Source organism: Algoriphagus jejuensis, assembly GCF_039523455.1.
In the GTDB taxonomy this organism is placed as follows: domain Bacteria; phylum Bacteroidota; class Bacteroidia; order Cytophagales; family Cyclobacteriaceae; genus Algoriphagus; species Algoriphagus jejuensis.
This window is the reverse complement of sequence record NZ_BAAAFI010000030.1, coordinates 1-25,637: the sequence shown is the minus strand read 5'-3', so window position 1 is coordinate 25,637 and position 25,637 is coordinate 1. Positions and strand designations below refer to the sequence as shown.

The following is a 25,637-nucleotide window of genomic DNA, read 5'->3' as shown; positions in this document are numbered from 1 at the left end:
CTATGCTAAACATCTCATCCAATAAGATCAAGGAATCAATTCCATTTAGCGGCTCCAAAAGCCTTGTGATGACGCTTCCACTAAAGGAAAACCAGCGGAGACTCAGGCTTATCACCGGGATGATCCTGAGTATTTTTATAGTATTGTTTCTCCCGTGGACTCAAAATGTACGGTCTAAAGGGTATGTGACCGCATTGCGACCAGATCAACGACCCCAGACCGTTCATTCGATCCTCGCCGGAAGAATTGAAGCCTGGTATGTAGCCGAGGGTGATTTTGTGTCTAGAGGGGATACGATCTTGAGAATTTCGGAAGTCAAGGATGAATATTTTGATTCCCTTCTTTTGCCCCGCACGCAAATGCAGGTGGATGCCAAGGCGCTGACCGCGAAATCTTACGCTGGAAAAGTAGATGCGCTCCAGTCTCAGATCAACGCTTTGCAGAAAAACAACATCCTGCGAATCCAACAGGCTGAGAACAAACTTCGCATGGCAGAGCTGAAAGTTCAGTCGGACAGCATTGAACTCGTGCAGGCAAAAGTAAACTATGATATCGGAAAGTATCAGCTGGAGCGCTCCGAAAATCTATATGAAGAAGGACTAAGATCATTGACCGACCTAGAATCCCGCAAACTGAAATTCCAGGAAGTTCAAGCGAAATTGATTTCTTCTGAGAATAAACTTTTGAGCAGCAAGAATGAACTCATCACCGCCAGAATAGATTTGGAAGCGATTGACAACGACTTCAAGGACAAGCTCGCAAAGGCCGAATCCGAAAGACTCACTGCGATGTCCTCCCAGTTTGACGCGGAAGCAAGTACCACTAAGTTGGAAAATCAATACTCCAACTACGAGCGTAGAACCGGATACCGCCATATTCTGGCGCCGCAGGATGGCTACATTGCCAAGGCGATCCAAGTGGGTATCGGAGAGACTATCAAAGAAGGGGATCAAATCGTAAATATTGTCCCCGCCAATGCGGATTTGGCGGTAGAGATGTATGTGCAGCCGGTAGATTTGCCCCTGATGGAAGTTGGAAATAAGGTTCGATTTATTTTCGATGGTTGGCCTGCGATTGTTTTTTCCGGCTGGCCACAGATCTCCAACGGAACGTTTGGAGGGGTGATTGTCGCTATCGATCGATTTGCTGGCAACAATAACCAATATCGGGTGCTCGTGGTAGAGGACGCGGAAGAATCTCCCTGGCCGGAGCCTCTCCGCATAGGATCGGGTGCCGACGGTATCGCTATCCTCAACGACGTACCGGTCTGGTATGAGATCTGGCGTCAACTCAATGGCTTTCCCGCTGACTACTATACGCAAGAGCAAAAAGATCAAATCGAATCGTCCAAGAAATGAAAAAGGCAATCTTCCTTCTGCTGACAATTTTTTGGTGCATGAATGTGAGAGCGCAGGACACGCTTCTACTCAGCTTTCAGGAATACATGGAATGGGTGCGGCTTTATCACCCCGTCTCCGCTCAGGCTGAGCTCAATTTACGCATGGGACAGATGGAAGTGAGGCAAGCGCGTGGGGGATTTGACCCTCTGCTTTATGGAAATCTGGACAGGAAGGACTACAAGGAAACCACTTATTACGACAAGCGCGAAGCTGGAGTGACGATTCCTACATGGATGGGGGTCGAGCTGAACGGTGCTTTTGAGCAAAACACCGGCAGCTACCTCAATCCCGAATCAACAGTTCCTTCGGGAGGTCTGTTGTCTGCAGGTGCTTCTGTAAATCTCGGGCAGGGCTTGATTTTGGACGAAAGAAGAGCTGCTCTGAGACAGGCTCAAATCTATCAGCAATCGACGGAAGTAGAGCGAACCAAGCTCCTAAATGAGTTAAATCTAAATGCTACAGCGCTGTATTGGAACTGGGCGATGGCTTACGAAAATCGCCATGTGCTAACAGAAGGAGTGAGCTTGGCAGAGTTTCGCTTCAATTCTGTGAAGAAAAGTTTCGAACAGGGAGACCTTGCAGCGATCGATACTGTAGAGGCTTTTTCACAATTGCTCAATAGGCAATACCGGCTTCAGTCCGCTGAAAATGCCTATTTCGCCGCTATCCAAGAGTTGAATACCTACCTGTGGGACGAAAGTGGAAGTCCGATGCTGCTCGCCAATACCATCGTTCCTCAGGGATTGTTTGAGGATTTTGCCCAGGGCTTGGATGTTGAGGAGCTGCGAATGGCTGTGGCCAGCCATCCCGAGCTGAAATTGACAGATTACGAATTGGCGAGTTTGGACGTGGAAAAGCGTCTGAAGGGACAACAGATTATTCCAACCGTCAAATTGAAATACAATTTTTTGGCAGAATCCTTTTCTGGGTTTGAGGAATCTCAATTCTATGAAAACAATTACAAATGGGGCGTCTCGGTCTATACACCACTCCTTTGGCGCAAATCTCGTGGAGCGGTCGGATTGGCAAAAGCAAAGATCGACTTCAAGCAAAACTCTAGGGACTTGAAAGAAATTCAGCTCCGCACCAAGCTGGAGACGGAGCTGAATAATTGGAGTGTTCTCAACCAACAATTGGACACCTTCTCCGAAAATGTGAAAAGCCTCCAAGCCCTGTTGGCGGGCGAAATGCGCAGATTTGAAATCGGCGAGTCCAGCCTTTTTCTAGTCAATGCGCGTGAGGTTTCTGTGTTCGATTCCCGATTGACGCTTAGCGAGCTGGCGGCGAAGTTGAAGATTTCCATAGCAAAAACCAGGTACGCAGCTGGGCTTGGCTTTTAGAAATCCTTCGATTTTCTGACTAGTTGGAGAGTTTGTCGTAGACTGATTCCAGATCGGAATTCCATGTTATTTGAAGCCATTCTTTCATCGCATGCTTTAAGCATTCCAATTCTGTTTGATTTTTGCAAGCATTTTCAAACCAGGTTTTCACTTCCTGACCATCTCTGATTTTATCTGGATATCTGAGGTAAAAGAGAATCATCGAAAGTAGGCAGCTACTTAGTTTTGTGGGATATTGGCCGTTCTTTGACTGGAAATCAGCCATGATCGGAAGTAGTCGGCTTTTCAGTTTTGCTATGCTGTTGAGGGAAATGTCGCTCAGCTTGTGAGAGACAAATGGGTTTCTAAAGCGATCAAGTACATCGTCAGCATACTTGGCCAAAGCCGCTCGGTCCAGGTTCATCGTGGGGATGATCTCCTCTGCGATCATCTCTTGGAGGAATTTTTCCCGCTCCGGATCTCCGATCCATTCACCAACTGTTTCGACACCATTTAGCATTCCATGGCCGGTCATCGCAGTATGTGCCGCATTGAGGATTCGTACTTTTCTCAGCGCATACCCAGTGATGTCATCTGCTAAAATCACCTCGGATTTGCTCTTCAAAAATGGAAGTTTATCGTATTCAGATTCGGATCCCTGAATCGCCCAAAGTGCATAAGGCTCCGCCTGAACCAAAAATGGATCAGACTCTTTCAGGGTTAGATCCAGATGTGAAGGGAAACCAGGTACGATTCTGTCCACCAGCGAGTTGAAGAAAGTAACTTTTTCTTCAATCCAAGTGACAAAATCATCAGAAAGCGCCCAAGCTTTCGCATGATCCAGCACGAAACCTCTCAGAAGGTCTCCGTTATTTGGGAGCAATTCACAAGGGAGAACTATCGTATCAGCCTCAGGAATAGCTTGAAATCTTTTGAACAGCCACTGCGTCAGCCGACCAGGAAAGGATGCTGCGAACTGTGCAAATTCGCCTTCGCTTTTCCAGACCATCCCCGCTTCGGTGACATTGGATACAATCCATTTTACGCTCGGAGAAGTACTATATTCAAAAAATGTTTCAACATCATCCGGTAATGTCAGCCCAGCTTTGACGCAAGTAATCTGGCTGATAGATTCGACTTCCTGTCCATTTTTGAAGCCCGCCGAGAGGAGATGATAGTTGAAATCTCTAGCGGCAAGCCGATTGATAGCGTTTCCCGAAGTCGATTGGATGATGCAAATATTGAGGGGGTTGCCAGCTTCGGTCAGATCCTGTACCATAGAGCCTAGAAATGCCCGCAAAAAATTGCCCGTACCGAATTGGAGGATTTGGATGTCGTTGATTGCCATTTTAGAGGATTTTACAAATAGGGGAAAATGGAAGCGCCCAAAGCTGGGGAAGAAAAAGCACAGCCCATGGTTAAGGGCTGTGGCTTTCATTTTTGATTACAGCGATACGCCCCTTTTCCAAGGGATGAAATCGTAGTTTTTGTTCTTTTCAGCCTTGGTGGTGACCTCACCGCTCGCGACCTGGATGACCAATTCCAACAATTTTTCGCCACAGGTTTCCAGCGTGTCTTCTCCGGAGATGATCGTCCCGGTGTTGAAATCGATGATGTCCGACATGCGGTTTGTCATCTTGGTGTTAGTAGACACTTTGATGACAGGGCAAACTGGATTGCCGGTGGGAGTTCCCAGCCCGGTGGTGAAGAGGATCACGTTTGCTCCGCTGCCCGCCAAACCAGTGGTACTTTCCACGTCGTTGCCAGGAGTACAAAGCAGGTTCAGTCCTGCATTTTTGACGTACTCGGTGTAGTCTAAGATGTCAGCTATGGGAGCTGTTCCGCCTTTTTTGGCGGCGCCGCAGGACTTGATCGCATCGGTGAGCAGTCCGTCCTTGATGTTTCCGGGGCTTGGATTCATGTCAAATCCGCTCCCAACGCGTTTTGCAGCATCGTTGTAGCTTTCCATGAGGTGGATGAATTTGTCCGCCATCTTTTGGTCTGCGCATCGGTTGATGAGATTTTGCTCAGCTCCGCAAAGCTCAGGAAACTCAGAGAGTATCGCTGATCCTCCTGAAGCGACGACCAAATCGGAAACTCTTCCCAAGGTTGGATTGGCTGAAATGCCGGAAAACCCGTCCGAACCCCCGCATTCCAATCCGATGACCAATTTGCTGAGTGGCACAGGCTGGCGCTTGTTTTTATTTGCTTCGACCAGTCCGTTGAAGGTCTCCCGGATGGCCTTTTGGATCAGTTGCTCTATGGTTCCTTCTTGCTGTTGATCGCAGATGATGACGATCTTTGGCTGACCTTTTTGGATAAGAGCGAGCTTTTCCAGCAAGATGCTGGATTGGGCGTTTTGGCAGCCCAGGCTCAAGACGGTTGCACCGGCAACGTTAGGGTGATTGATGTAGCCGGCGAGAAGGGCGCAGAGCGTCTCCGAATCGTGTCGCGTCCCGCCACAACCGAGGTCGTGAGTCAGAAAGCGGATTCCGTCCAGATTTTCGAAAATCCGATTGCTTGTTGGGGCGGATTTATCCGCAACCGTTTCCGTAATTTTTTTGCCCTGCACGCCAGAAATCAAGTTTTTGATCTGGACTTCGTAAGGATTGGGAGTGCTGAATCCGAGTGCGTTTTCGAAGGCTTCCTTGAGTAAGAGCACATTCGTATTTTCACAAAAAACCATTGGAAGAACTAGCCAATAATTGGCTGTACCTGCTTGATTATCAGCTCTTAGATAGCCGTTGAATGTTCTGTCTTTCCACTTCGAAACATCGGGAGCAGTCCAGGTGAATTTGCCGGGATCGGCGGTATATTCCCGCGTTTTGTGGTGAATGTTCTGTAGGGTGATGGCATGACCGAGCGGAATGGCCTGAGTGGCCTCTCCGACGATGGTACCGTACATCAGGATATCTTCGCCAGGCTGGAAATCCCGGATAGCAAACTTATGCTTTGCAGCTACAAATTCCTGAATTTCAAGCTCTACGCCATTTGGAGCTACTTTTTGACCTGGTTCTAGATCTGACAGTGCGACTCCTACATTGTCCGATGGGTCGAGAAGGAGGGAAGTATTGTTCATGATTTTTATTCCTTAACTTGGTCAAACTTAGAGAAAAAATCATTCTTCAATGAAGAAAATAATCACACTTGGCGAGGTCATGCTCCGATTGTCGCCTCCGGGAAATCAACGTTTTTTCCAATCCCATTCCCTGGATGTCGAATTTGGCGGCTCCGAAGCAAACGTCGGTGCGGCGATGGCCTACTGGGGATTGAATGTTGCACATCTGACTGCTTTTCCAGACAGTGAAATTGGATGGGCCGCAGCCGGACAGCTTCGCAAAAACGGCATTGATACTCAGTTTATCCCGTTTATTCCGGGTCGGATTGGGATCTATTTTTTGGAGAATGGCGCGATGCAGCGCAGCTCCCAGGTGATCTATGACCGAGCGGGTTCAGCCTTCGCCAATTTTGACGGCAAGGATCTGAACTGGGATGCGATTTTTGACGGTGCGAGCTGGTTTCACTGGTCGGGGATCACGCCGGCTTTGTCCAAAGAATGCGCCGAACTCACGCTTACCTCTTTGAGGGAAGCTACAAAGAGAGGTGTCACCGTCAGCGGTGATCTGAACTATCGAAGTAACCTCTGGAAATTCGGCAAGGAGCCTCACGAGATCATGCCTCAGTTGATGGAGCTAACCAATGTTTTCATCGCTGGAACGAGAGATTTCAAGCAGTGTCTTAATGTGGAAATCAAGAATTTTGAGGCGGCGAGGGAGATGGCTTTTAACAGATTTCCCGACCTGCAATACATTGTCAAAACAGACCGGATTTCACAGAGCTCCTCGCACAATACGCTATCAGCCGTGTTGTATGAGGAGAAAAATTCTCATTCGTCTAAATCCTACGATATGACCCACATCGTGGATCGAGTCGGTACAGGAGATGCTTTCGCAGGTGGATTGATCTATGGCTTGCTTCACATGGAGCCAAAAGAGGCGATAGAATTTGCGATGGCCGCCGGAGCCATCAAGCACAGTGTGCCCGGTGATGTTCTGCTTTGTTCCCTTCAAGAAGTAATTGACCTGGCCAGTGGTGAAGCTGTAGGAAAAATCAAACGATAATGAGAAACCCAACAACTTTTATTCAAAAAATGCATGCCGGCGGCATGATGCCTATCTTTTTCAACCCAGATGTGGAAGTATGTCTGGACCTACTACATGCTGCCTACGAAGGCGGCGTGCGAGTAATCGAGATGGTCAATCGCGGCAAAGAAGCCAAGTCAATCTTCCCGAAAATCCGAGAGGCTGCCGATAAATTACCCGGTATTTACCTCGGTGCGGGCACGATCTACCATGCCTATGAGGCGGAGGAATTTATCGAAATGGGGGCTGAATTTATTGTCGCTCCAGTGATGAATCCCGAGTTGGGCGAATATTGCGCAAAGGTGGAGATTCCTTGGATTCCGGGTTGCGGAACCGTTTCGGAGATCTTTTTTGCCCAAGAGATTGGTGCAGAGCTGGCGAAAATCTACCCTGCAAATGTACTTGGACATGATTTCGTTCCGGCGGTACATGCGGTTTTGCCCAAGATAGAGCTGATCCCAACGGGTGGAGTAGAGCCCACTGCGGAGAGCCTGACAAAATGGTTTGATGCCGGCGTACTCTGCGTGGGCATGGGCTCTCAGCTTTTCAGAAAAGACCTGATTGCGAAAAGAGCTTTCGCTGAGATCAAGGAGAATGTCAGTCTCGCGATGAATATTATCGAGTCTATCCACGCAAAATAAATCCAGCTTCTCCAGAAGCTGGATAACTTGAAAAAAAATGCCCCCAAAAAGTAATCGCTTTTTGGGGGCATCATTGCGTTAGACTGGTCAGTTTAGTCCAAATCCGGCTGGGGGGTCATTCTCAGGTAAGGTTTGATGACGGTGTGGCCTTTCGGGAATTTTGCCGGGATGTCCTCGGTCTTGATAGATGGAACGACTACGACGTCGTCACCATGTTGCCAGTTGGCCGGAGTGGCTACGGAATGATAAGCGGTGAGCTGAAGTGAGTCGATCACCCGCAGCAACTCGTCAAAATTTCTGCCCGTACTCGCCGGATAAGTGATCATTAACTTGATTTTCTTGTCCGGGCCAATGACGAATACTGATCGTACCGTTGCTTTTTCACTTGAGTTTGGGTGAATCATATCATAGAGTCTAGCCACTTTGAAGTCCTCGTCTGCGATAAGAGGGAAATTAACCTCGGTTTGTTGAGTTTCGTTGATGTCACCGATCCAGAGTTTGTGACTTTCCAAACCGTCAACACTCAGCGCAATGACCTTTGTGTTTCTTTTTGAAAATTCGTCCCGGAGTTTTGCAACCGCTCCCAGTTCAGTCGTACACACAGGCGTATAATCTGCCGGGTGAGAAAAAAGCACTCCCCAGCCATCGCCGAGGTATTCGTGGAAATTGATTTTTCCTTCGGTAGTCTCTGCGGAAAAATCCGGTGCGATATCACCTAATCGTAAAGCCATAGTTTTATAGTTTAGAAGTCTAGTAAATTAATAGACTAATATAATTGCAAAAGGTTGCACAATAATAAGTGGAGCATGGTTAAGTTTGATCCAAATTCGTCTTTCAGGAAGGTTTTAGGCGGTATTGTCCGAACAAAAATTTTTCCGCAAGTCAATCCAGCTTCTACGTTCTAATCGTACATCCTTTGAAACTAACTCATGAAATCCTATTACAATCCTGAAGACCTTAAAAAATTCGGTGCTATCGGTGAATATCAAAAACCGATGGCAGATAAGTTTTTTGCATATTATGCGGAAGTATTCAAAGAGGGAGCTCTAACGGCGAGAGAAAAATCCCTGATAGCTTTGGGCGTTGCGCATGCGCTGCAATGTCCGTATTGCATCGATGCATACACCACAGATACCTTGGAGAAAGGATGTGACGAAGAGCAAATGATGGAAGCAGTCCATGTGGCAGCAGCCATTCGAGCTGGAGCCTCTCTGGTTCATAGCACTCAAATGATGAATAAAATCAAAGAAATATCCATGTAATGAAGTCGCTCAAAGCGCAGCTGCATACGCTGTCAAACTCCGAAGAGGAGTTGATGATCTTAGAAAAAAGACATCCTGGGGGGCCTGAATCCAATTTTCAAAGCCATCTCAAGAAGATCGGTTTGTTTCCCCTTCGGCCGACGACGCTTGAAGTTTTCCAGATCAATCTAGGTAAAATGTGCAATCAAGTGTGCAAGCATTGTCATGTGGACGCTGGCCCGGATCGAAAGGAAATCATGGAAAGACACACCATGGACCTGTGTCTACAGGTAATCCAAAGAGAGGAGTCGATGAATTGCGTCGATCTCACCGGCGGGGCACCCGAGTTGAATCCGAATTTCAGGTGGTTCGTGTCGGAAATTCGCGCAATCCGACCTGAGCTCAAAATCATCGTCCGATGCAATCTAACCATCATCTTGGCTAACCCCAGATTCAATGATTTGCCGGGGTTTTTTGCAAAAAATCGGATCGAGGTCGTGTCTTCGTTGCCTTATTTTTCTGCAATGAAGACCGACTCACAGCGTGGTGAAGGTGTTTTCGAAAAGTCTATTCAGGCACTTAAACTTTTGAACCAAGTGGGCTATGGGCGAAGGGGAACTGGCTTGGTACTAAATTTGGTGTACAATCCATCTGGGGCATTCCTACCCGGTTTGCAGTCCGAATTGGAGGCAGAGTTTAAAACGAAACTGTGGGATAGATTTGGTGTGGAGTTCAATTCGCTTTTTACAATTACCAACCTTCCGATTTCCAGATTTTTGGAATATTTACTTCGTTCGGAAAATTATGAATTTTACATGGAAAAACTTTTATCTTCGTTCAATCCCCTGGCGGCTGCAGAAGTCATGTGTCGAAATACGGTTTCTGTCGGCTGGGATGGCTACTTATATGACTGCGATTTCAATCAGATGTTGGATCTGAAGGTTGATGCGGCCAAGTCGACTCATTTGTCTGACTGGGACGCTCAATCGCTTTCTGATCGGTCGATTGTAGTCTACAATCACTGTTTTGGATGCACTGCCGGAGCAGGATCCAGCTGCGGAGGGGCTACGTCAAAATGAAGGCGGGACTGATTATTTTTCAAAAAAATGCCATTCGAGGCCATGTGAAAACCAGACTTGCCACCTCCGTAGGTGACGATCATGCTTTGGAGATTTACAATTGGCTGACAACATACACCCATCAAATCGCTCAACAAGTCAAGGTCGATAGATACCTGTTCTATTCAGATTTCGTTCCTGAGCTGGCAGAGGATTGCAAAAACGATTACCAATTTGAATTACAATCTGGATCAAATCTTGGTGATCGAATGCACAATGCTTTCAAAAAACTTTTTGAAAATGGGTATTCCAATGTGGTGATTATTGGGACAGATTGTGCGGATTTGGAAATTTCTGATTTGAATGACGCCTACATGGCTTTGAGTCATTCGGATTTGGTAATTGGCCCAGCTAATGACGGGGGATACTATCTATTGGGAATGAGTGGGTATCATCCGGAAGTATTTGACGAAATTCCCTGGAGCACCTCCAAGGTTTTGGAGTTGACTTTGGATATTGCTAATAAATTAGGTTTGGACTATGAATTTCTGAATATCCGATCTGATATAGATACGTTCGAAGATTGGCAGAATTTTACTTTCCGCAAAAAAATCAAACACGTAGAAATTCCGAAGTATTTCTGATAGCCCTCGTAGCTTGATGATGAATAAGAAAGGATGCCATGCCATCGTTTGATTTTTGATCTGGAAGTGGTTACCAAAGCCGATAATCAGTCAGGTCAATTCCGATGGAAAGTTCCCTTGATTAGTTACGTTATTTTCGGATACATTTACAACTTGACATCTTGACCAAAATTTATTCATGTTTCGGAATCGATCATTCACCGTTTTAGAAAAGGATTTTGCGAGAACGATTCGCTGGGCTTTTGTGTCCGGATTGGTCATTTTCCTCATAAATCCCTCTTTTTCACAGCAAAAGACAGAAGTCTTAAAATTTGAAACAGTAGTACTGGGATTAAATATTGGTGACCTGAATGTAAAAAAATATCAGGTCGGTGATACACTGCACTATGTCGCTGAGAGCAAAGTCGGATTTTGGTTTTTTGGACGTGTGGATTTGGAGGTGTTCACCCATTCCAGATACGTTAATGGATATTTTGTGAAAAGCGAGTCCCGAACCAAAACCAATAGAGGTGATTTTGCATCTTCCATTCATTGGGATGGGAAAAAGTACCTAGTCGATGCAAAATCCTACAAATTTGAAAACGATGAACCGGTCATTGGTCTTGTAAAATGGTGCTCGACAAGGGCATTTTTTGAGCAGCTTCCGGCAGGGGAGCGGTTCATTTCGGAGGTTTTTGGTTTGACTACGACGATAGAAACGCAGGAACCAAATGTCCTTAGCACGATTATATCCGGTAACGAGAATCGGTATTTCTACGAAAAAGGTGAATTGCAAAAAGTTACCATCGAACACGCGGTCAAGAATTTTCAATACAAGCGCGTGCCATGAATGATAAATTGGAGATTTCTGTAGTCATTCCAGTATTAAATGAAGCTCAAAATCTCCGAGAATTGATTCCATTTTTATTAGAAAACGCAGGCAATTACATTGTCGATCTGTTTGTTATAGACGGAGGAAGTCGGGATGATTCATGCGCAGTTGCGGAGTCATTGGGCGCCAGGGTTGTCAAATCTGAGACCGCGTCTAGAGCGATCCAAATGAATTTGGGTGCAAAGCTGGCTTGTGGAAATATGCTGTTTTTTATCCATGCTGACACGAGGCCTTTGAGTTCTTTTGCGGAAGATATTCATCAAGCGTGGAGAGAAGGATATAAGTCGGGTTGCTTCCGGTATCGCTTTAATTCCTCTAGAGTTTTATTGCGCATAAATTCTTGGTTTACACAGTTCAATGGAATTTTTTCTGGTGGTGGGGATCAGACTTTGTTTATTACCCGTGATTTTTTCAATACATTGGGAGGATATGATACTCAATTTTGTTTAATGGAGGATTTTGAATTGGTCAAAAGAATCAAGAGCAAGACAAAGTTTTTTATCATTCCGAAGTCCATGACCGTGTCTGCGAGAAAGTATCAGGAGAATTCTTGGCTGAGAATACAACTAGCCAACCTGTTGATATTTACTTTGTTTTACTTGGGTGTGGCTCCGGAAAAGTTAAAAAAATCGTATTCTTTATTTCTTCACAATGGGGCAAATGCTTGAAAAGTCTTATCAAATCAACGGGATTCAACAAATCGGAATAGGGGTAAAAGACGTACATAAAGCTTGGTCATGGTATCGCCAGGCGTTTTCGATGGATGTACCTGTTTTTGAAGATGAGGCTACCGCCAATCTCATGACCAAATACACCAACGGCACAGCAGAGTCAAGACACGCAGTACTTGCGATGAATATGCAGGGCGGCGGGGGCTTTGAGATTTGGCAGTTTACTAGTAGAACACCAACTCCAGCAGGTTTTGAGATTTTGCCTGGGGATCTTGGGATTTATGCGGTGAAAATGCGGGTAAGAAATCTAGCTAAAGCATTTGAGCATCTCAAGGAATGTGGCGCCATTATCCTGACTTCTCCTTCGAAAACTCCCAATGGGGTAGGTACATTTTTTCTCAAGGATCCCTTTGATAACGTTTTTCAGATCGTAGAAGACTCCAATCGGTTTTCTGAAAATACCTCTCCGACCGGCGGCGTATTGGGAGTTGTGATTGGTGTCTCTGACCTGGAGAACTCAATTGCGTTGTACCGGGATATTCTGGGCTTTTCGGTTATGAATTACAAGGAAGAATCAACGTTTGAAGATCTTCCAGAGCAGAAGTTGACATTTAAAAGAGCGCTGCTGTCAATGCCCACTGAAGGTAATCCAGGTGCTTTTGGAGCTTTACTTTGCCCGGCGCAGATTGAGCTGATCGAGGTACGGGGAAGGGAAGTCAAGCAGATTTTCAATGGTCGCCTTTGGGGAGATTTGGGTTTTATACATTGTTGCTTGGACGTCAATGGGATGAGGAATCTGAAGGTAAAAGCCAGCGAAGCAGGACACCCGTTTACTGTGGATAGCGAAGATAGTTTTGACATGGGAAGTGCGTCAGGTCACTTTGGTTATTTGGAAGACGTTGACCGGACGCTTATAGAGTTTGTGGAGACACACCGGGTTCCAATATTGCAAAAATGGAACCTCTATCTCAACCTGAAGAATAGAGATCACAAGAAGAATCTGCCAAAATTTCTGGTGAAGCTATTGGCACTGAATCGTGTGAAAGCCTAAATCCGGGTTAGATTCCTGAGATCTTTTCGACAAGATTTACGAGCCGGTTAGCATAACCGGACTCGTTGTCGTACCAGCCCACTACTTTTACGAGATTTCCTTTTGCCGAAGTCAGTTCTTGGTCTATGATGCACGAGTGCGGATTTCCCAAAATATCCATTGAGACAATGGGGTCAGTCTCTATTTGTAAATATCCTTTTAGTTTTTCGGATTCGGCAGCTAGGTAGGCCTCATTGACCTGCTCGGAGGTCACCTCCTGCTTCAGTTCTAAAATCAGATCGGTCAAAGACCCATCCGGCACAGGAACGCGCATGGCGGAAGCTTCGATCTTTCCCGCCATCTCCGGCAAAATCCGGTCTAGGGCCTTGCCGGCATTGGTTGTGGTTGGGATAATGGAATAAGCTGCTGCGCGTGCCCGGCGGAGGTCCCGATGAGGGGCATCGTGCAGATTCTGGTCGTTGGTGTAGGAGTGGACGGTCGAGGCGAAGCCTTTGACGACCCCAAACTTTTCTTCCAATACCTGAATCATCGGCGCAAGGCAGTTGGTGGTGCAAGAAGCGTTTGAAATGATTCTTTCCGAGCCAGTGAGGATTGCATCATTTACGCCCAATACGACCATCGGGATGCTTTCGTCCTCGACCGGCGCAGAGATGATCACTTTTCCTGCACCGGCTTTGAGATGCATTTCAGCTCCTTTGCGGTGGGCGAATCTTCCCGTGCATTCGATTACGATATCCACGCCTAATCGTTTCCAGGGGAGTTCCTCCGGATTCGCTAGGGATAAAAGTGAAATGCAGCGATTGTTCACCCATAATTGTTCATCATGAAGGGTGACCTTTGCTTCAAATTTTCCGTGAACAGAGTCATATTTTAGCAAATGGGCGATTGCTTTTGTATCTGCCAAGTCGTTGATGGCGACTAACTGCATTGAGGGATGAGCCAGTAGCAGCTTGGCCGTATAGCGACCGATTCGGCCAAATCCGTTGATTGCAATTTTAATAATTGGTGCTTGTGGGCTCATGTTGGTTTTTTCTCTCTGCGAAATTAGATAAAGGTGCGGACTATTTTTCAAGTAAAACTTTAGCGCTTTGGTTCAGCTTTTTACCTCTTTTCCAAAGAAATTTTTGCGCTGCTTTTGGCTTTGTAAATCTGACCAGCTATATTTGCACAACCTTTCGGAAAAGCACGTTTTTCAGGGGTTTTAATGGTCGGTTCGTCTAGGGGTTAGGACGTATCCCTTTCACGGATAAAACACGGGTTCGATTCCCGTACCGACTACTTGATTGCTGATTTTCAATAACTTATAATCAGCGTATTGAAATTTTTTATTCCCCAATGGTCGGTTCGTCTAGGGGTTAGGACGTATCCCTTTCACGGATAAAACACGGGTTCGATTCCCGTACCGACTACAAGACCAAGGAGCAATCGCCAAGTGTCTTATACTATTATTGTTTTATGGTTGTTAGTGGTTAAAGTGAACAAAATCCCGGTCCTTAGGTCGGGATTTTTGTATTTATAGCCATTTATATCAACGGCAAGCAGATTGTTTTCATTTTTTTTAATTTGGGCGTCCAATTAGGTAAAACTATGCTCATATCCCAAAATAAACCTATTCGATTAAGTGCTCTAATTGTTGTCGGCCTCGTTATTTTTTCCTCCTGTAAAACAGACGAACCCGTAGACCTTCGCATTAAAACCCTGAGTAAGGAAGAGATTGCAGTTCAAGCCGAAGCCGCAACCAAGTCTGTTAGCCCTGCGCTTGCCGAGGGCCTCAAACTCGAAGTTTGGGCGGTAGATTCCCTAGTCAAAGATCCTATAGGTATTCATGTCAACGACAAAGGAGAGGTGTTTTACACCAGATCTCCCCGTAGAAACAATTCCGAATTTGATATTCGGGGCCATCAGTCTTGGGAGATCCGTTCGATCGCCATTCAGTCTATAGAAGACAAGCGCGCCTTTCTCCATTCTGAGCTTTCTCCTGAGCGATCTTCAGAAAATGAGTGGTTGCTGGACATGAATGGTGACGGTTCCCATGATTGGAAGGATATGACTGTCGAGGCAAATGAGGTCATCAAACTCCGAGATACCGACGGTGACGGTATGGCGGACTGGTCACAGATCCAAGTTCAGGATTTCAACGACGATGTCACCGATGTCGCGGGAGGTATTTTGACTACCGAAGACGGAATGTATGTGGCAGCTGGGCCGGATATGTGGAGGCTCATCGACAAAAACGGTGACGGAATCATGGATGAGAAGACCTCGATGTCGCATGGCTACGGAGTACACATTGGCTTCGGTGGTCACGGTATGTCCGGAGTGGAGATGGGGCCAGACGGGAGAATTTATTGGGGCGTGGGCGATATCGGTTTCAATGGAAAAAGTGCGGACGGTACCGAATGGAAATATCCCAACCGTGGTGTGATCGCCAGAGCAAATCCTGATGGGAGTGATTTTGAAGTGTTTGCCATGGGCGTAAGAAATACCCACGAGTTTGTTTTTGATAACTACAACAACCTAATCTCAGAGGATAATGACGGCGATCATGCGGGTGAAAAAGAACGCTTGGTCTACCTGACCAATGGCTCCGACACTGGTTGGAGAATCAACTGGCAGTTTGGAAAATACCGCGATCCGGACAATAACACCTACAAGGTGTGGATGGATGAGAAGATGTTTTTGCCGCGTTGGGAAGGACAGGCGGCTTATATCACGCCATGTATTCAAAACTACGTCAGCGGTCCGACGGGGATGGTTTTTAATCCTGGAGCAGGTTTGGGCGAGCGATGGAAAGATCATTTCTTGCTGGTTGAGTTCGTCGGAAGCGCGGCGAGTTCTGGGCTTCATGCGTTCCAGCTTCAACCGAAAGGTGCTTCGTTTGAGATGACTAAAACTGAAAAGATCATCGGAGGATTTTTGCCAACGGGGATTGATTTTGGACCGGACGGCGCGCTGTATATGGGGGATTTTGTCCATGGATGGGATGACAAAAACTACGGACGAATATGGAAACTTACAGACGAAACTGCCGCAGGATGGGCATTGCAAGCACAAACAAAAGCCGAGATCGAAGCAGATTACAAGCAACTTACTGAAGATGAGCTAAAGACGAAACTCTATTTCGAAGATCAAAGAATCCGAAGAAAAGCCCAGTTTGAATTGGCAAAAAGAGGGAATGACGGAGCGGAAATTTTCCAGGCGGTCATCAATGATAAGAGTAACCAGTTGGCGAGAATCCATGCGATCGTCGGTCTGAGCCAGTTGGCAAGAATGGACGATATGAAGTATGCCGACGCGATTGTACCATTGCTGAAAGATGCTGATTCCGAGATCAAGGCTCAAGCGGCAAAGTGGCTGGGTGACATTCGATACGGCAAAGCAGGAACTGACTTGCTTGCCGGTTTGAAAGATGAAAACGCGCGAGTGAGATTTTTCAGCGCAGAGGCTTTAGGAAGAACCAGTAACGCAAATGCTGTTGAACCCTTGATAGCACTGCTCGAAGCAAACGATGATGAAGACGCCTATATCCGTCACGCAGCTACACTGGCTTTGTCCCGAATTGGTCAAGTTGAGCCCATTGCGGCGCTTTCCACTCACTCCTCCAAAGCGGTGAGAATGGGTGCGGTCATCGCCCTGAGAAGATTGGAGTCTCCAGAATTGGCGAAGTTTCTGAACGACTCGGATGAGTACGTCGTGACTGAAGCTGCGCGAGCGATTCATGATGATTTTTCTGTCCCGGCAGCGCTTCCTGCACTTGGAGCGATCTTAAATTCAACGCCTTTTCAAAATGAGCCGTTGATCCGAAGAGCAATCAGCGCAAATCAACGTGTGGGGAAAGCAGAAAATCTGGATCAATTGGTAACCTACCTTGGCAAAACCAGCTCGCCGGAAGTATTGCGGCAGGAAGCCGTCGCTACGATCGGGACTTGGGCTAAGCCATCACTTGTCGATCGCGTAGACGGCAGATACAGAGGCGAAGTCACCAGAGATGCAGCGACTATTAAGGAACAGGTAAAGGGCGTTTTGATCGCTCAGACCAACGCCAAGGAAGAAAACATTCGTCTGGAGTCCGTGAAGGCTATCGGCAAACTGAACATAACGGATGCCGCTGATATCTTGATGGCAAAATTAAAGTCAGACCCATCTGACCAAGTGAAGGTGCAGGCCCTGAATTCCATCGTGGCGATGAATGCGCCAAATCTTAGTGCGGCAATCACTGAGGCGATGAACAATAATTCCCAATCGCTCCGAGTCGCGGGACTGGGACTGTTGGCGCAGACTTCGTTGGCAAACGATCAAAAGGTCGCTTTGCTGACGGACATCATTCAGAAGCGTACCAATCCGGAAAAACAAACTGCTTTATTGACTTTGGGTTCATTGGAAGGCAGCAAGGATTTGCCGGTTTGGAAAAACATTTTGGCAGACTTCGAGGCTGGAAAACTACCTGATGCCACTTGGATCGAGTTGGAAGAAGCAATCACCGCAACCGGATCTCCAGAGCTTCAGGGGCAGTTCAATGCACTTTTGGACACCAAAGCCGGCGGGGAAAACTGGAAGAAATATGCAGGCGCTTTAGCGGAGGGTAATGTCCGTCTGGGTCGAAGAACTTTCTTTGAAAATCAAACGGCACAATGTATCCGGTGCCATGCCTACGATGACATGGGCGGAAATGCCGGACCAGCCTTGGATAGGATAGGGGCGACCTTGTCGCGTGAGGAATTGTTGATCGCCCTGGTGGAGCCGAGCAAGCGACTGGCTCCGGGTTTTGGGTTCATTACCGTAGAGCTCAATTCCGGAGACAAAGTAGCAGGGACGATGATGTCGGAAGACGCCAGTTCGATGACCGTGAAAGTAGGAACTGATGAGCAGGTGATTTCAAAAAAAGATATCAAGAGTTCCCAGATGGGTGCATCCAGTATGCCGCCAATGGGAGAGCTTTTGAGCAAAAGAGAAATCCGGGATTTGGTGAGTTATTTGAGTACGTTGAGAAGATCGGAATGAAAAAACTACTAGTTGTTTCATTGGGGATCATTGGATTCATTCTGTTGCTTTCCCCGTGGATATTGATCCTGTTTGGGAAAAATCACCTGCATGACCATGATATTCCCCAGCAGGAACAATTGGTGGAGGGGCAACCAAAATACCGTTTTTTGGTTGTCTTTCCTCACCCAGATGACGAGGTTACTGTCGCCGGTACGCTGATGAAACTTAAGGAAGAAGGCCATGAAATCCAGCTGGTCTGCCTGACCCGGGGTGAAAAAGGAAAGTCATCCGGTATCGAGGATGAAGCACAGTTGGCAAGGCTTAGAACCGACGAGATGCACCGTGCTGCAGAACTGATCGGTGCGGATCAGTTGCACATGAAAAACTATCCCGACAGTGGACTGGAAGCTGTCGGACTCGATTCGCTGAAGGACGCCGTTGCCGGGATTATTGCAGAGATCCAGCCGGATGTATTGATTTCCTACGATTCTAAGGTGGGCCTATATGGGCACCCCGACCATCGGCTTACGGGTCAGGCAGTAGAGGAAGTTTTCTTGGAAAATCGTGGAAAGAGCGGTTTTTCACCTGAGGAAATGTACCAAGTGACACTTTGCAAAAAACAGGTCAAGTTGGCTTTGAAGCTTTCTGCAGGATTTCAGAAAAACTACCCCGAGGATCCCAGTTTGGGCTTGCCTGAGCCTGATTTTTCCATTCAGACCCGTGCGTATTTCCCCCGGACGCTCGATGTGATGCAAGCGCACGAGACGCAGCAGGCGGTACTGAAAGATCTGATGCCGCTTCACGACAAGGTTCCCGCCTGGATTTATTCGAGGATCTTTGATCGGGAGTATTTTAGGGAGGTGAAGTAGGGAGTGATCAGCTTATTGTATCGTCATATCGACCGCAGGGAGAAATCTCCCAATAGGAAACAGTTCTATAATTGATGAGATTTCTCCTAACGTCAAGGTGACCGCGACAATGTTGAGATCTCTCCTAACGTCGAGATGACTGCTACGATGATAAGACGTCTCCTGTAGTCGATTACCCTGTCTTGATACTAGCGTCTAACGTCTAGGCTCTCGACTCATTCAAGCGTCTTAGATCTAACGTCTAACGTCCCCTTTCTACCTAAATCCCAACTTCGTCCGCACTCGGTTCAATACATCCATCGCGACTACTTTGGCTTTTTTCTCCCCTTCTGCCAATCGCTTTTCTATTTCCTCAGGATTGTTCATGAAGAAATTAAAGGTCTCTCGCTCCTTGGAATACTTTGCCAGGATCAACTCCATAAATTCCTTCTTGGCGTGACCGTAGCCGTAATTTCCTCCGAGATAGTTTGCCCGCATCTTAACTGTCTGCTCAGGACTCGCCAATAGACTGTACAGTTTGAACACATGGCAGGTATCTGGATCTTTCGGGTCTTCCAGCGCAGTACTGTCCGTGACGATGGAGTTGACGTTTTTCTTCAGCTCCTTTTCCGGTAGGAAGATGTCGATGTAGTTGTTGTAGGACTTGCTCATCTTTTGGCCATCGGTACCCGGGATGATCATCACTTCTTCGCTGATCCGGGCTTCCGGCACGGTGAGAATATCCTCTTCTACGATCCGATTGAAGGTACTGGCAATGTCGCGCGTCATCTCCAGGTGCTGGAGTTGGTCTTTTCCCACAGGAACCAAATCCGCTGAGTACAGCAAGATATCCGAGGCCATCAACACCGGGTAGGTGAACAATCCGGCATTGACGTCCGAAAGTCTCGCAGCTTTGTCCTTGAAGCTGTGCGCATTGGCCAGCATGGGGAAGGGCGTGAAGCAGTTGAGGTACCAGGTGAGTTCGGTGACTTCCGGGATGTGTGACTGTCGGTAAAAAGTCGTCTTTTGGATATCCAGACCAAAAGCAAGCCAGGCTGCGGCCACGGCAAGTGTATTTTGTTTTCGCAGTTCACCGCCTTTGCCGGATGTCAGTGAGTGGAGGTCGGCGATAAAAATAAAGGCCTCCTCCTGGTTTTGATCGATCAGCTTGATAGCCGGAACGATAGCTCCCAGGATGTTGCCCAAGTGTGGGCGACCGGAGCTTTGAATGCCTGTAAGTACTCTTGCCATTTGCTTAATTTTTGCGGCAAATTAAGTAAATCAACCTGAAATGAAGGTGAAATTATGCGTTAATTGCAACTATGAACCGTTTTGCTTGCCCCGTTTACCTCGCTTTTTTTCTTGTGCTTTCTATTACCTCCGCTCAGGCTCAGGACAGTACTGTACCCAAACTGATATGGAAAGTCAATCGAATCAACATGGGAACCGTACTGGAGGAACAGGGTCTTCAGCATGCCGAGTTTGAATTTACCCACACCCAAGACTCTCTTTTTTACATTCAGGACATCTGGCTGGAGTGCGGTTGTACCACAGTAGAGTATACCAAGGACACCTTGCAGGTAGGAGAGTCTGGAAAGGTGCTGGTGACTTTTGACCCCACCACTTCTGCAGGTTTTTTCTCCAAACTGATCGTCGTAAAGGGAAACGTGGGAGGGGTGCAGGATTCACTTTACCTGGAGGGGATCTCGATTCCCTACCCGACTGACGTCAAGCGGGCCTATCCGATCATTCGCGGCCCTCTTGGGCTTCGATTGAGAAAAGTAAATATGGGTGACGTCTTTGACAACGAGCCAAAGATCAAATACCTCGAGTTTTTCAATCAGGGCGATGCACTGCTAGACAAGGGAGCATTTCGATCCGAGACGCCGCCGTATATTCAGATTTCGCAGGTGCAGCAGTTTGTTCGCCCTCAGGAGAGAGGATTGCTAATGGTTCGGTATGACGGCAAACTCAAGAATGACCTCGGGTTTTTTGAAGATGTAGTACCTATCCGATGGGAAAACGTAGAAGGCTCGGAGATCCGGCTGGAAGTGATTGCAGACCTGTTCGAGTACTTTGCTCCGATCCAAAAAAGTGACCTGAATAATGTTCCCCAGCTTTTTATCACCCAAAAAGAAATAGACCTCAAGGAGATCAGCCCCAAAGCAGTCGTGAGGCGAACGGTCACGCTGACGAATCAAGGCCGCCAAGTATTGGAAATCAGAAAAGTGGAGGGCAATTGTGACTGTCTGCTCATCGAAGCACCGAAGGACATCCTGGAGCCCGGAGAAAGCATGGAGCTTAGCCTTACGTTTGATCCCATCGGCAGAAAGGGAATCGATCAGCGAAATATTTATGTGTTTTCAAATGATCCGGTCAACCCGGTGCAGCTGATTGTTATGAAAAGCAGGGTTGAGTAGACAGCACTTGCTGATTTTGCTGTGTGTTTGCTTTTTTCTCCCTGAGGGGAAAAGGGAATATATTGTTCGATGAATTGGCCTAAGATTCGAGATGGGGCTGAAACAGAATTTCCCAAGAACCGTACCTGATTTGGATTGTCGGAGAAGATCTAAAGATCTACTTTGGTAAACTGATAGTCGTCAAATAAACCCTGAAGAATGAAATTCTACGCACTTCCCCTGATTTTTTTCTTGGCCCTTTTTTCAAATGTGTTCTCCCAAACTATTCCTTATACCAAGGGGCGGATCATCATCAGTTCGGATGGCAACGAACACGATGAGGACGACTGGGCTGCTACGCCGATGAGTTTGGCGCTGCTCGCGGCTAAGGGGATGCAGGATCAATTGATCATCTATTCATTCAGCGACCATACCTGGGGATCTAACAAGGAGAAGCCAAAGGCCGGTGAGCAGATGCGGGAAAGCGCCTTCATTGGAGCCAACAAATTTGGGTTCAAGAAGACAAAGTTCATTGAAGCCGTCGCCGCCCCCAATTATGCGGTGATCGAAATCACTCTCCAGATCAACAAAAGCTCTGCAAAAGATCCGCTGACTATCATAGCTGCCGGGCCGATGGACGTGGTCGGAGACGCACTCAACGAGGCCGACTCGACCAAGCTGAAGCATGTCCGGTTGATCTCCCATTCCAAATGGAACGACGAGCATGCCGACAAGCCCTACGAATGGGAAACCCATGAAGGCTGGACTTGGGCGGAAATGGAGGGGAAATTTGTCAGTAGGGGATTACAGATGGATCACATCTCCGATCAAAACGGCGGAAACGACTACGAAGGTCTGAAGACCGCGCTGACTCGGTACGCTTGGTTGAAGGATTCCCCCAAAAAAGACCAGAAGCCTTTTGAAAAAGGTTCTTGGGACTGGCTTTATGGCCGACTGGAAGCTGCGCAAAAAGGAGAGGAGTTTGACCCTTCCGATGCGGGGATGATCGTGTATCTGCTCACGGGCTCACAGAAAAACAACCCCGACTCTTTGAGAGAGATCCTGGAGAACCCGGGGAAGGTGAAATGAGATTCAAGATAGGCGACGACAACTCATCGGGAGCGGAAATTTCATCGGTGCAAACGGTCGAGTGAGTAGTAAAATTTAATTCTTCTTTCTGCTTTCGCCCGCAAATCACCCCAATCTCACTTTATGAAAAAACATACAATCTTCATGATGGTTTTCATCATGGTGTTTTTATGCATGTCCTCCCAAGCACAGGATCTGCTTAGTCCAAGCCCCGGAAAATCGCTGTTGTATTTTGTACGATCCAATGGCACGGGCGCATTGATCAACTTCAAATATTTTCACCATGATCTCTATCTTGGGAAATTCTCCGGAATGAACTATTTCATCTACGAAACTGATCCAGGGGAACATATTTTCTGGGTGGGAGCTGAAAACAGAGAGTTTCTGGAAGCCACTTTGGAGGCTGATCAAGTATATATGATTGAAGTGAGACCAACTATGGGAGCACTGAAGGCTGCAGTAAAAGTTTTTCCGATCGATCCGAACGACACTAAAACAGTGAATAGAATCCAAAAGATTTTGGATAAAAAGCCACCGATTGCCCTGGATAGTGAAACATTTTCGGATGAAGGGGAATCCTTGAGTTTTTATATCGAAAACGGGATGAAAAAATATCAAACCGATAAAACAAACGCCAAGCCGTTCAGAGCGTTGACGCCAGATTATTCATTCACCAAAATCACAACCCAGCCTTGAAAAAGTTTTTTTTGACCTTATCTCTGATCGCCGGCTTTTCAGTTTTTTCTCCGGCTCAGCATTTCAGTTCATACCAAGGGAAAGTCGCTCTCGGTCTTGGCTTCGGATTGCCTTATGGTGGCTATGGAGGTCGAATAACGTTCAATCCAGCCAGCCAATTGGCCTTGTTTGGGGGAGTTGGTTACAACTTGGTTGGAGCTGGTTATAATGCAGGCATGCAGTACCTTGTTTCGAGCAAAAAGCAGACGGAGTTTTTCCTCACCGCTATGTACGGCTACAATTCGGTGATAAAGATAAGCGGAGCGGACACTTACAATGATAGCTATAACGGTTTCAGCGCCGGAGCGGGCGTTAGAGTGAATTCCAACAGAAAGAAAGGTGTGTTTTGGGATTTTGGCGTGCTGATACCTGCTAGATCCAGCGAGTTTCAAGATGATTGGGATTCTCTCAAAAAGAATCCTTATATCGAGAGTTTGAACAAACCCTTGCCGGTGTTGATCTTTGCCGGGTTCAATTTCCCTATTTCCACTATGTGAAATAATAGATTTGTGAATTGATTTTGCAATGCCGATTGCTGGGGGGTTCCCCGCATGACGACACGCAAAGTGGCGTAGGAATCGGGGCAGTTGAAGTCACTCTCAGGTATGAGTGAAGAAATATTAAGAGACACATGGTTCAATACGTCCAAGTAAGTATCTTCTTTTGCCTACAATAGGCTTGCTGGCCTTGGATTTCTATGTTTGATAGAATTGTGTTTTGAGGCTGAAAGGCTGTGATTTGGCTTTCCTCAATTTTTTAACTCTATTTCAACCATAATTCCAAAGTGCCTTCTTTCGTTTTGTTTTTTAAGGTTGGAATATGTTTAATGACAGTCTCTATACCCTCTTGTTCAAGGATGTTTTTCAGAGAATTGGCAAAGATCGCATCGGAATCCCAATAATATCGAATTTCATTGCTGGCAAGATCTTTTGCACTTTCGACTAATTCTACCCCAGGAGCTTGTAAACCCTGGATTGAAATTTTTGATCTAAGAGCATTTATTTTTGGGCGGTCAGAACCATTCCCGAACTGAATATATACTATGGGTTGGATTGTCCGATTTTCTGGAAGAATAAGGGGTTGGTTAAAAATTCTTTGGTTTTCGTGGATTTGTTTACTCAGCAAAGCTACCTCTATTTCGTTTAAAGTATTTTTAGTTTCAGAGGTATCTTTACTTAATTCGGCAAGCCTGATCTTCGCCAAAGAATCCTGTCTTAAAAATTCTCGATATTCTTTATCCACCTCAGTGTAATAAGCTTCCCAACCCTCCCGTAGTTTTTCTGATGGTGTTACTTTTGAAAAATATTGGGCTAACATTCTTTTTTTTATAGGGTCATTGTTCAAAATAATGAGCTCTGTGGCATATTTATCATACTCCTTTATTTCATTCAATCCCGCTGCTCTGTCTTTAAAGCCCCATTCAATCATCATGGATATGACAACCAGTGTAACACTCCCGATGAACCATTTGACGATTTCAACTTTGTATTTGAATTTTTCGAATTCCGGCGTATTAGGTGATTTTTGGGCGGTTTGAGGTTCTTCTTTCACTTCTAGTCTTATTATCGTTAGAAATATAGCAAGCTCATTGTAAATAGATTGAAGTATAAGGGACAAAATCAAATTTGATCTTCAATTTTCGAATTTAATCCCTGCCTCGGCGTAGTCTATTGCTTTTAAGCTTTGAGGTTCCGTGGAAGCTGGGTGGGATTTGCAATTTAACCCTACCATCCTTTGGAATTTGTAATTCCATTTCCAAAAAGTTCAACCCGCTTCGGGGTTGTCGGGAACTACCATAATTCTGTCATTTCCACGGGTTGTACCCGCGGTTATTGAAAAGTTAGACCACTTCGTGGTCATGAAAAGGCAAAATGATGTCCCTGATACCCGATCCCGAAGGGATCGAATCTCTGAATAGCCACTTCGTGGTCATCAACCGAAACAAATCTTAAAACGAATGATCCCGAAGGGATCAAACTTCTGAATAACCATGGGTGCAACCCGTGGATTAAAAAACGACGATAAGTAACCCACACGACCCCGAAGGGTGTCGAACTCCCAGCGCAAATCAACGCATCCCACCTCCGAACTAGGATTTCCTATGTTTTTACTCCAATATCGCACTTCCGCAGGGAGAATTCCCCCTCCTATCCTTTGGAATTTGTAATTCCATTTCCAAAAAGTTCAACCCGCTTCGGGGTTGTCGGGAACTTCCATAATTCTGTCATTTCCACGGGTTGCACTCGCGGTTATTGAAAAGATAGACCACTTCGTGGTCATGAAAAGGCAAAATGATGTCCCTGATACCCGATCTCGAAGGGATCAAACTTCTGAATAGCCATGGGTGAAACCCGTGGTTAAGGTGGTAATTTGATTTACCCAACCCTGAAAGGGTTGAACTCATTGAAGGAATAACTGCATAGGGCTCCGGAAGGCGGAATTCCTCTCATTTTACTGCGACGTGGGATAGTTCATTAAACTGTGTCTAGGGTTTAAACTTTGTATCAACCCATTCCCTTAGTTGGCCTAGGCCAACTAAGGGAAT

Annotated in this window: 22 protein-coding genes and 2 tRNA genes; 18 read left to right on the top strand and 6 right to left on the bottom strand. The window is 46.5% G+C overall.

From position 1 onward, the window contains the following. The first annotated feature begins 2 nt into the window (after window positions 1-2). Window positions 3-1,358 (top strand): HlyD family secretion protein, encoded by a 1,356-nt coding sequence (locus ABD031_RS13710; RefSeq protein ID WP_343852409.1) that lies wholly within the window; start codon window positions 3-5, stop codon window positions 1,356-1,358. Then, window positions 1,355-2,740 carry a TolC family protein gene (locus ABD031_RS13705; RefSeq protein ID WP_343852407.1) on the top strand — a complete coding sequence of 462 codons (1,386 nt, stop codon included), beginning with the start codon at window positions 1,355-1,357 and terminating at the stop codon, window positions 2,738-2,740. Before ABD031_RS13710 ends, ABD031_RS13705 begins: the two co-directional genes overlap by 4 nt. Window positions 2,741-2,759: 19 nt before the next feature. Here the strand turns inward: ABD031_RS13705 and ABD031_RS13700 are convergent, their stop codons facing one another. After that, a complete protein-coding gene (locus tag ABD031_RS13700) occupies window positions 2,760-4,067 on the bottom strand; it encodes a tagaturonate reductase (RefSeq protein ID WP_343852405.1) in 1,308 nt (435 codons plus the stop codon). 96 nt (window positions 4,068-4,163) lie between these two features. Next, complete coding sequence (locus ABD031_RS13695) at window positions 4,164-5,798, bottom strand: UxaA family hydrolase (protein ID WP_343852404.1); 1,635 nt, start codon at window positions 5,796-5,798, stop codon at window positions 4,164-4,166. A gap of 49 nt (window positions 5,799-5,847) precedes the next feature. Between ABD031_RS13695 and ABD031_RS13690 the strand changes: the two genes are divergently transcribed. Both ABD031_RS13690 and ABD031_RS13685 read left to right on the top strand, forming a co-directional pair. Continuing rightward, window positions 5,848-6,840: a PfkB family carbohydrate kinase gene (locus ABD031_RS13690; RefSeq protein ID WP_343852402.1), complete on the top strand. Its 993-nt coding sequence runs from the start codon at window positions 5,848-5,850 to the stop codon at window positions 6,838-6,840. Continuing rightward, window positions 6,840-7,502 (top strand): beta/alpha barrel domain-containing protein, encoded by a 663-nt coding sequence (locus ABD031_RS13685; RefSeq protein WP_343852400.1) that lies wholly within the window; start codon window positions 6,840-6,842, stop codon window positions 7,500-7,502. The genes ABD031_RS13690 and ABD031_RS13685 overlap by 1 nt, the downstream gene beginning before the upstream one ends. 92 nt (window positions 7,503-7,594) lie before the next feature. Here ABD031_RS13685 and ABD031_RS13680 read toward each other — a convergent pair whose 3' ends face one another. Continuing rightward, entirely contained in the window at window positions 7,595-8,233 is a 639-nt protein-coding gene (locus tag ABD031_RS13680) for a peroxiredoxin (RefSeq protein ID WP_343852398.1), read from the bottom strand. 198 nt (window positions 8,234-8,431) lie between these two features. Between ABD031_RS13680 and ABD031_RS13675 the strand changes: the two genes are divergently transcribed. From ABD031_RS13675 to ABD031_RS13650, 6 genes are all read left to right on the top strand, one after another. Then, a complete protein-coding gene (locus ABD031_RS13675) occupies window positions 8,432-8,764 on the top strand; it encodes an arsenosugar biosynthesis-associated peroxidase-like protein (protein ID WP_343852396.1) in 333 nt (110 codons plus the stop codon). After that, window positions 8,764-9,822 (top strand): arsenosugar biosynthesis radical SAM (seleno)protein ArsS, encoded by a 1,059-nt coding sequence (gene arsS, locus ABD031_RS13670; protein ID WP_343852394.1) that lies wholly within the window; start codon window positions 8,764-8,766, stop codon window positions 9,820-9,822. Before ABD031_RS13675 ends, arsS begins: the two co-directional genes overlap by 1 nt. Then, the gene (locus ABD031_RS13665; protein ID WP_343852391.1) at window positions 9,774-10,445 is read left to right on the top strand and encodes a TIGR04282 family arsenosugar biosynthesis glycosyltransferase; all 672 of its coding nucleotides are present in this window, start codon (window positions 9,774-9,776) and stop codon (window positions 10,443-10,445) included. Before arsS ends, ABD031_RS13665 begins: the two co-directional genes overlap by 49 nt. 178 nt (window positions 10,446-10,623) lie before the next feature. Beyond that, on the top strand, window positions 10,624-11,274 hold the full coding sequence (locus ABD031_RS13660; RefSeq protein WP_343852389.1) for a DUF6134 family protein: 651 nt from the start codon (window positions 10,624-10,626) through the stop codon (window positions 11,272-11,274). Continuing rightward, window positions 11,271-11,984: a TIGR04283 family arsenosugar biosynthesis glycosyltransferase gene (locus ABD031_RS13655; protein ID WP_343852387.1), complete on the top strand. Its 714-nt coding sequence runs from the start codon at window positions 11,271-11,273 to the stop codon at window positions 11,982-11,984. The genes ABD031_RS13660 and ABD031_RS13655 overlap by 4 nt, the downstream gene beginning before the upstream one ends. Further along, entirely contained in the window at window positions 11,977-13,038 is a 1,062-nt protein-coding gene (locus tag ABD031_RS13650; RefSeq protein ID WP_343852385.1) for a VOC family protein, read from the top strand. The genes ABD031_RS13655 and ABD031_RS13650 overlap by 8 nt, the downstream gene beginning before the upstream one ends. A 7-nt stretch (window positions 13,039-13,045) precedes the next feature. Here ABD031_RS13650 and gap read toward each other — a convergent pair whose 3' ends face one another. Continuing rightward, window positions 13,046-14,059, bottom strand: coding sequence for a type I glyceraldehyde-3-phosphate dehydrogenase (gap, locus tag ABD031_RS13645; RefSeq protein WP_343852383.1), 1,014 nt, complete (start codon window positions 14,057-14,059; stop codon window positions 13,046-13,048). A gap of 185 nt (window positions 14,060-14,244) precedes the next feature. Between gap and ABD031_RS13640 the strand changes: the two genes are divergently transcribed. The 4 genes from ABD031_RS13640 to ABD031_RS13625 all read left to right on the top strand — a co-directional run bounded on the left by ABD031_RS13640 (window position 14,245) and on the right by ABD031_RS13625 (window position 18,890). Beyond that, a tRNA-Glu gene (locus ABD031_RS13640) sits at window positions 14,245-14,316 on the top strand. Window positions 14,317-14,375: 59 nt separating this feature from the next. After that, a tRNA-Glu gene (locus ABD031_RS13635) sits at window positions 14,376-14,447 on the top strand. A gap of 178 nt (window positions 14,448-14,625) precedes the next feature. Then, a complete protein-coding gene (locus ABD031_RS13630) occupies window positions 14,626-18,039 on the top strand; it encodes a HEAT repeat domain-containing protein (protein WP_343852381.1) in 3,414 nt (1,137 codons plus the stop codon). After that, complete coding sequence (locus ABD031_RS13625) at window positions 18,036-18,890, top strand: PIG-L deacetylase family protein (RefSeq protein WP_343852379.1); 855 nt, start codon at window positions 18,036-18,038, stop codon at window positions 18,888-18,890. Before ABD031_RS13630 ends, ABD031_RS13625 begins: the two co-directional genes overlap by 4 nt. Window positions 18,891-19,145: 255 nt before the next feature. On the opposite strand, the gene trpS is transcribed toward ABD031_RS13625, so the two are convergent. After that, window positions 19,146-20,120, bottom strand: coding sequence for a tryptophan--tRNA ligase (gene trpS, locus ABD031_RS13620; protein ID WP_343852377.1), 975 nt, complete (start codon window positions 20,118-20,120; stop codon window positions 19,146-19,148). A 71-nt stretch (window positions 20,121-20,191) separates the two neighbouring features. On the opposite strand from trpS, the gene ABD031_RS13615 reads away from it, so the two are divergent. From ABD031_RS13615 to ABD031_RS13600, 4 genes are all read left to right on the top strand, one after another. Then, a complete protein-coding gene (locus tag ABD031_RS13615) occupies window positions 20,192-21,289 on the top strand; it encodes a DUF1573 domain-containing protein (RefSeq protein ID WP_343852375.1) in 1,098 nt (365 codons plus the stop codon). A gap of 198 nt (window positions 21,290-21,487) precedes the next feature. After that, window positions 21,488-22,357, top strand: a complete 870-nt coding sequence (locus ABD031_RS13610; RefSeq protein ID WP_343852373.1) for a hypothetical protein — start codon at window positions 21,488-21,490, stop codon at window positions 22,355-22,357. A 123-nt stretch (window positions 22,358-22,480) separates the two neighbouring features. Beyond that, window positions 22,481-23,053 carry a hypothetical protein gene (locus ABD031_RS13605; RefSeq protein ID WP_343852371.1) on the top strand — a complete coding sequence of 191 codons (573 nt, stop codon included), beginning with the start codon at window positions 22,481-22,483 and terminating at the stop codon, window positions 23,051-23,053. Next, window positions 23,050-23,589: a hypothetical protein gene (locus ABD031_RS13600; protein WP_343852369.1), complete on the top strand. Its 540-nt coding sequence runs from the start codon at window positions 23,050-23,052 to the stop codon at window positions 23,587-23,589. Before ABD031_RS13605 ends, ABD031_RS13600 begins: the two co-directional genes overlap by 4 nt. Window positions 23,590-23,854: 265 nt before the next feature. Here the strand turns inward: ABD031_RS13600 and ABD031_RS13595 are convergent, their stop codons facing one another. After that, window positions 23,855-24,643, bottom strand: a complete 789-nt coding sequence (locus ABD031_RS13595) for a hypothetical protein (protein WP_343852367.1) — start codon at window positions 24,641-24,643, stop codon at window positions 23,855-23,857. Between the last annotated feature and the right edge of the window lie 994 nt (window positions 24,644-25,637).

Bases quoted from the DNA above. Each gene is read 5' to 3' on its own strand.
- ABD031_RS13610 (WP_343852373.1), top strand. From the start codon at position 21,488: ATGAAATTCTACGCACTTCCCCTGATTTTTTTCTTGGCCCTTTTTTCA.
- ABD031_RS13605 (WP_343852371.1), top strand. From the start codon at position 22,481: ATGAAAAAACATACAATCTTCATGATGGTTTTCATCATGGTGTTTTTA.
- ABD031_RS13650 (WP_343852385.1), top strand. From the start codon at position 11,977: ATGCTTGAAAAGTCTTATCAAATCAACGGGATTCAACAAATCGGAATA.
- ABD031_RS13665 (WP_343852391.1), top strand. From the start codon at position 9,774: ATGCACTGCCGGAGCAGGATCCAGCTGCGGAGGGGCTACGTCAAAATG.
- gap (WP_343852383.1), bottom strand. From the start codon at position 14,059: ATGAGCCCACAAGCACCAATTATTAAAATTGCAATCAACGGATTTGGC.
- ABD031_RS13680 (WP_343852398.1), bottom strand. From the start codon at position 8,233: ATGGCTTTACGATTAGGTGATATCGCACCGGATTTTTCCGCAGAGACT.
- ABD031_RS13705 (WP_343852407.1), top strand. From the start codon at position 1,355: ATGAAAAAGGCAATCTTCCTTCTGCTGACAATTTTTTGGTGCATGAAT.
- arsS (WP_343852394.1), top strand. From the start codon at position 8,764: ATGAAGTCGCTCAAAGCGCAGCTGCATACGCTGTCAAACTCCGAAGAG.
- ABD031_RS13710 (WP_343852409.1), top strand. From the start codon at position 3: ATGCTAAACATCTCATCCAATAAGATCAAGGAATCAATTCCATTTAGC.
- ABD031_RS13695 (WP_343852404.1), bottom strand. From the start codon at position 5,798: ATGAACAATACTTCCCTCCTTCTCGACCCATCGGACAATGTAGGAGTC.
- ABD031_RS13675 (WP_343852396.1), top strand. From the start codon at position 8,432: ATGAAATCCTATTACAATCCTGAAGACCTTAAAAAATTCGGTGCTATC.
- ABD031_RS13685 (WP_343852400.1), top strand. From the start codon at position 6,840: ATGAGAAACCCAACAACTTTTATTCAAAAAATGCATGCCGGCGGCATG.
- ABD031_RS13700 (WP_343852405.1), bottom strand. From the start codon at position 4,067: ATGGCAATCAACGACATCCAAATCCTCCAATTCGGTACGGGCAATTTT.
- ABD031_RS13630 (WP_343852381.1), top strand. From the start codon at position 14,626: ATGCTCATATCCCAAAATAAACCTATTCGATTAAGTGCTCTAATTGTT.
- ABD031_RS13625 (WP_343852379.1), top strand. From the start codon at position 18,036: ATGAAAAAACTACTAGTTGTTTCATTGGGGATCATTGGATTCATTCTG.
- ABD031_RS13690 (WP_343852402.1), top strand. From the start codon at position 5,848: ATGAAGAAAATAATCACACTTGGCGAGGTCATGCTCCGATTGTCGCCT.
- ABD031_RS13615 (WP_343852375.1), top strand. From the start codon at position 20,192: ATGAACCGTTTTGCTTGCCCCGTTTACCTCGCTTTTTTTCTTGTGCTT.
- ABD031_RS13655 (WP_343852387.1), top strand. From the start codon at position 11,271: ATGAATGATAAATTGGAGATTTCTGTAGTCATTCCAGTATTAAATGAA.
- trpS (WP_343852377.1), bottom strand. From the start codon at position 20,120: ATGGCAAGAGTACTTACAGGCATTCAAAGCTCCGGTCGCCCACACTTG.
- ABD031_RS13660 (WP_343852389.1), top strand. From the start codon at position 10,624: ATGTTTCGGAATCGATCATTCACCGTTTTAGAAAAGGATTTTGCGAGA.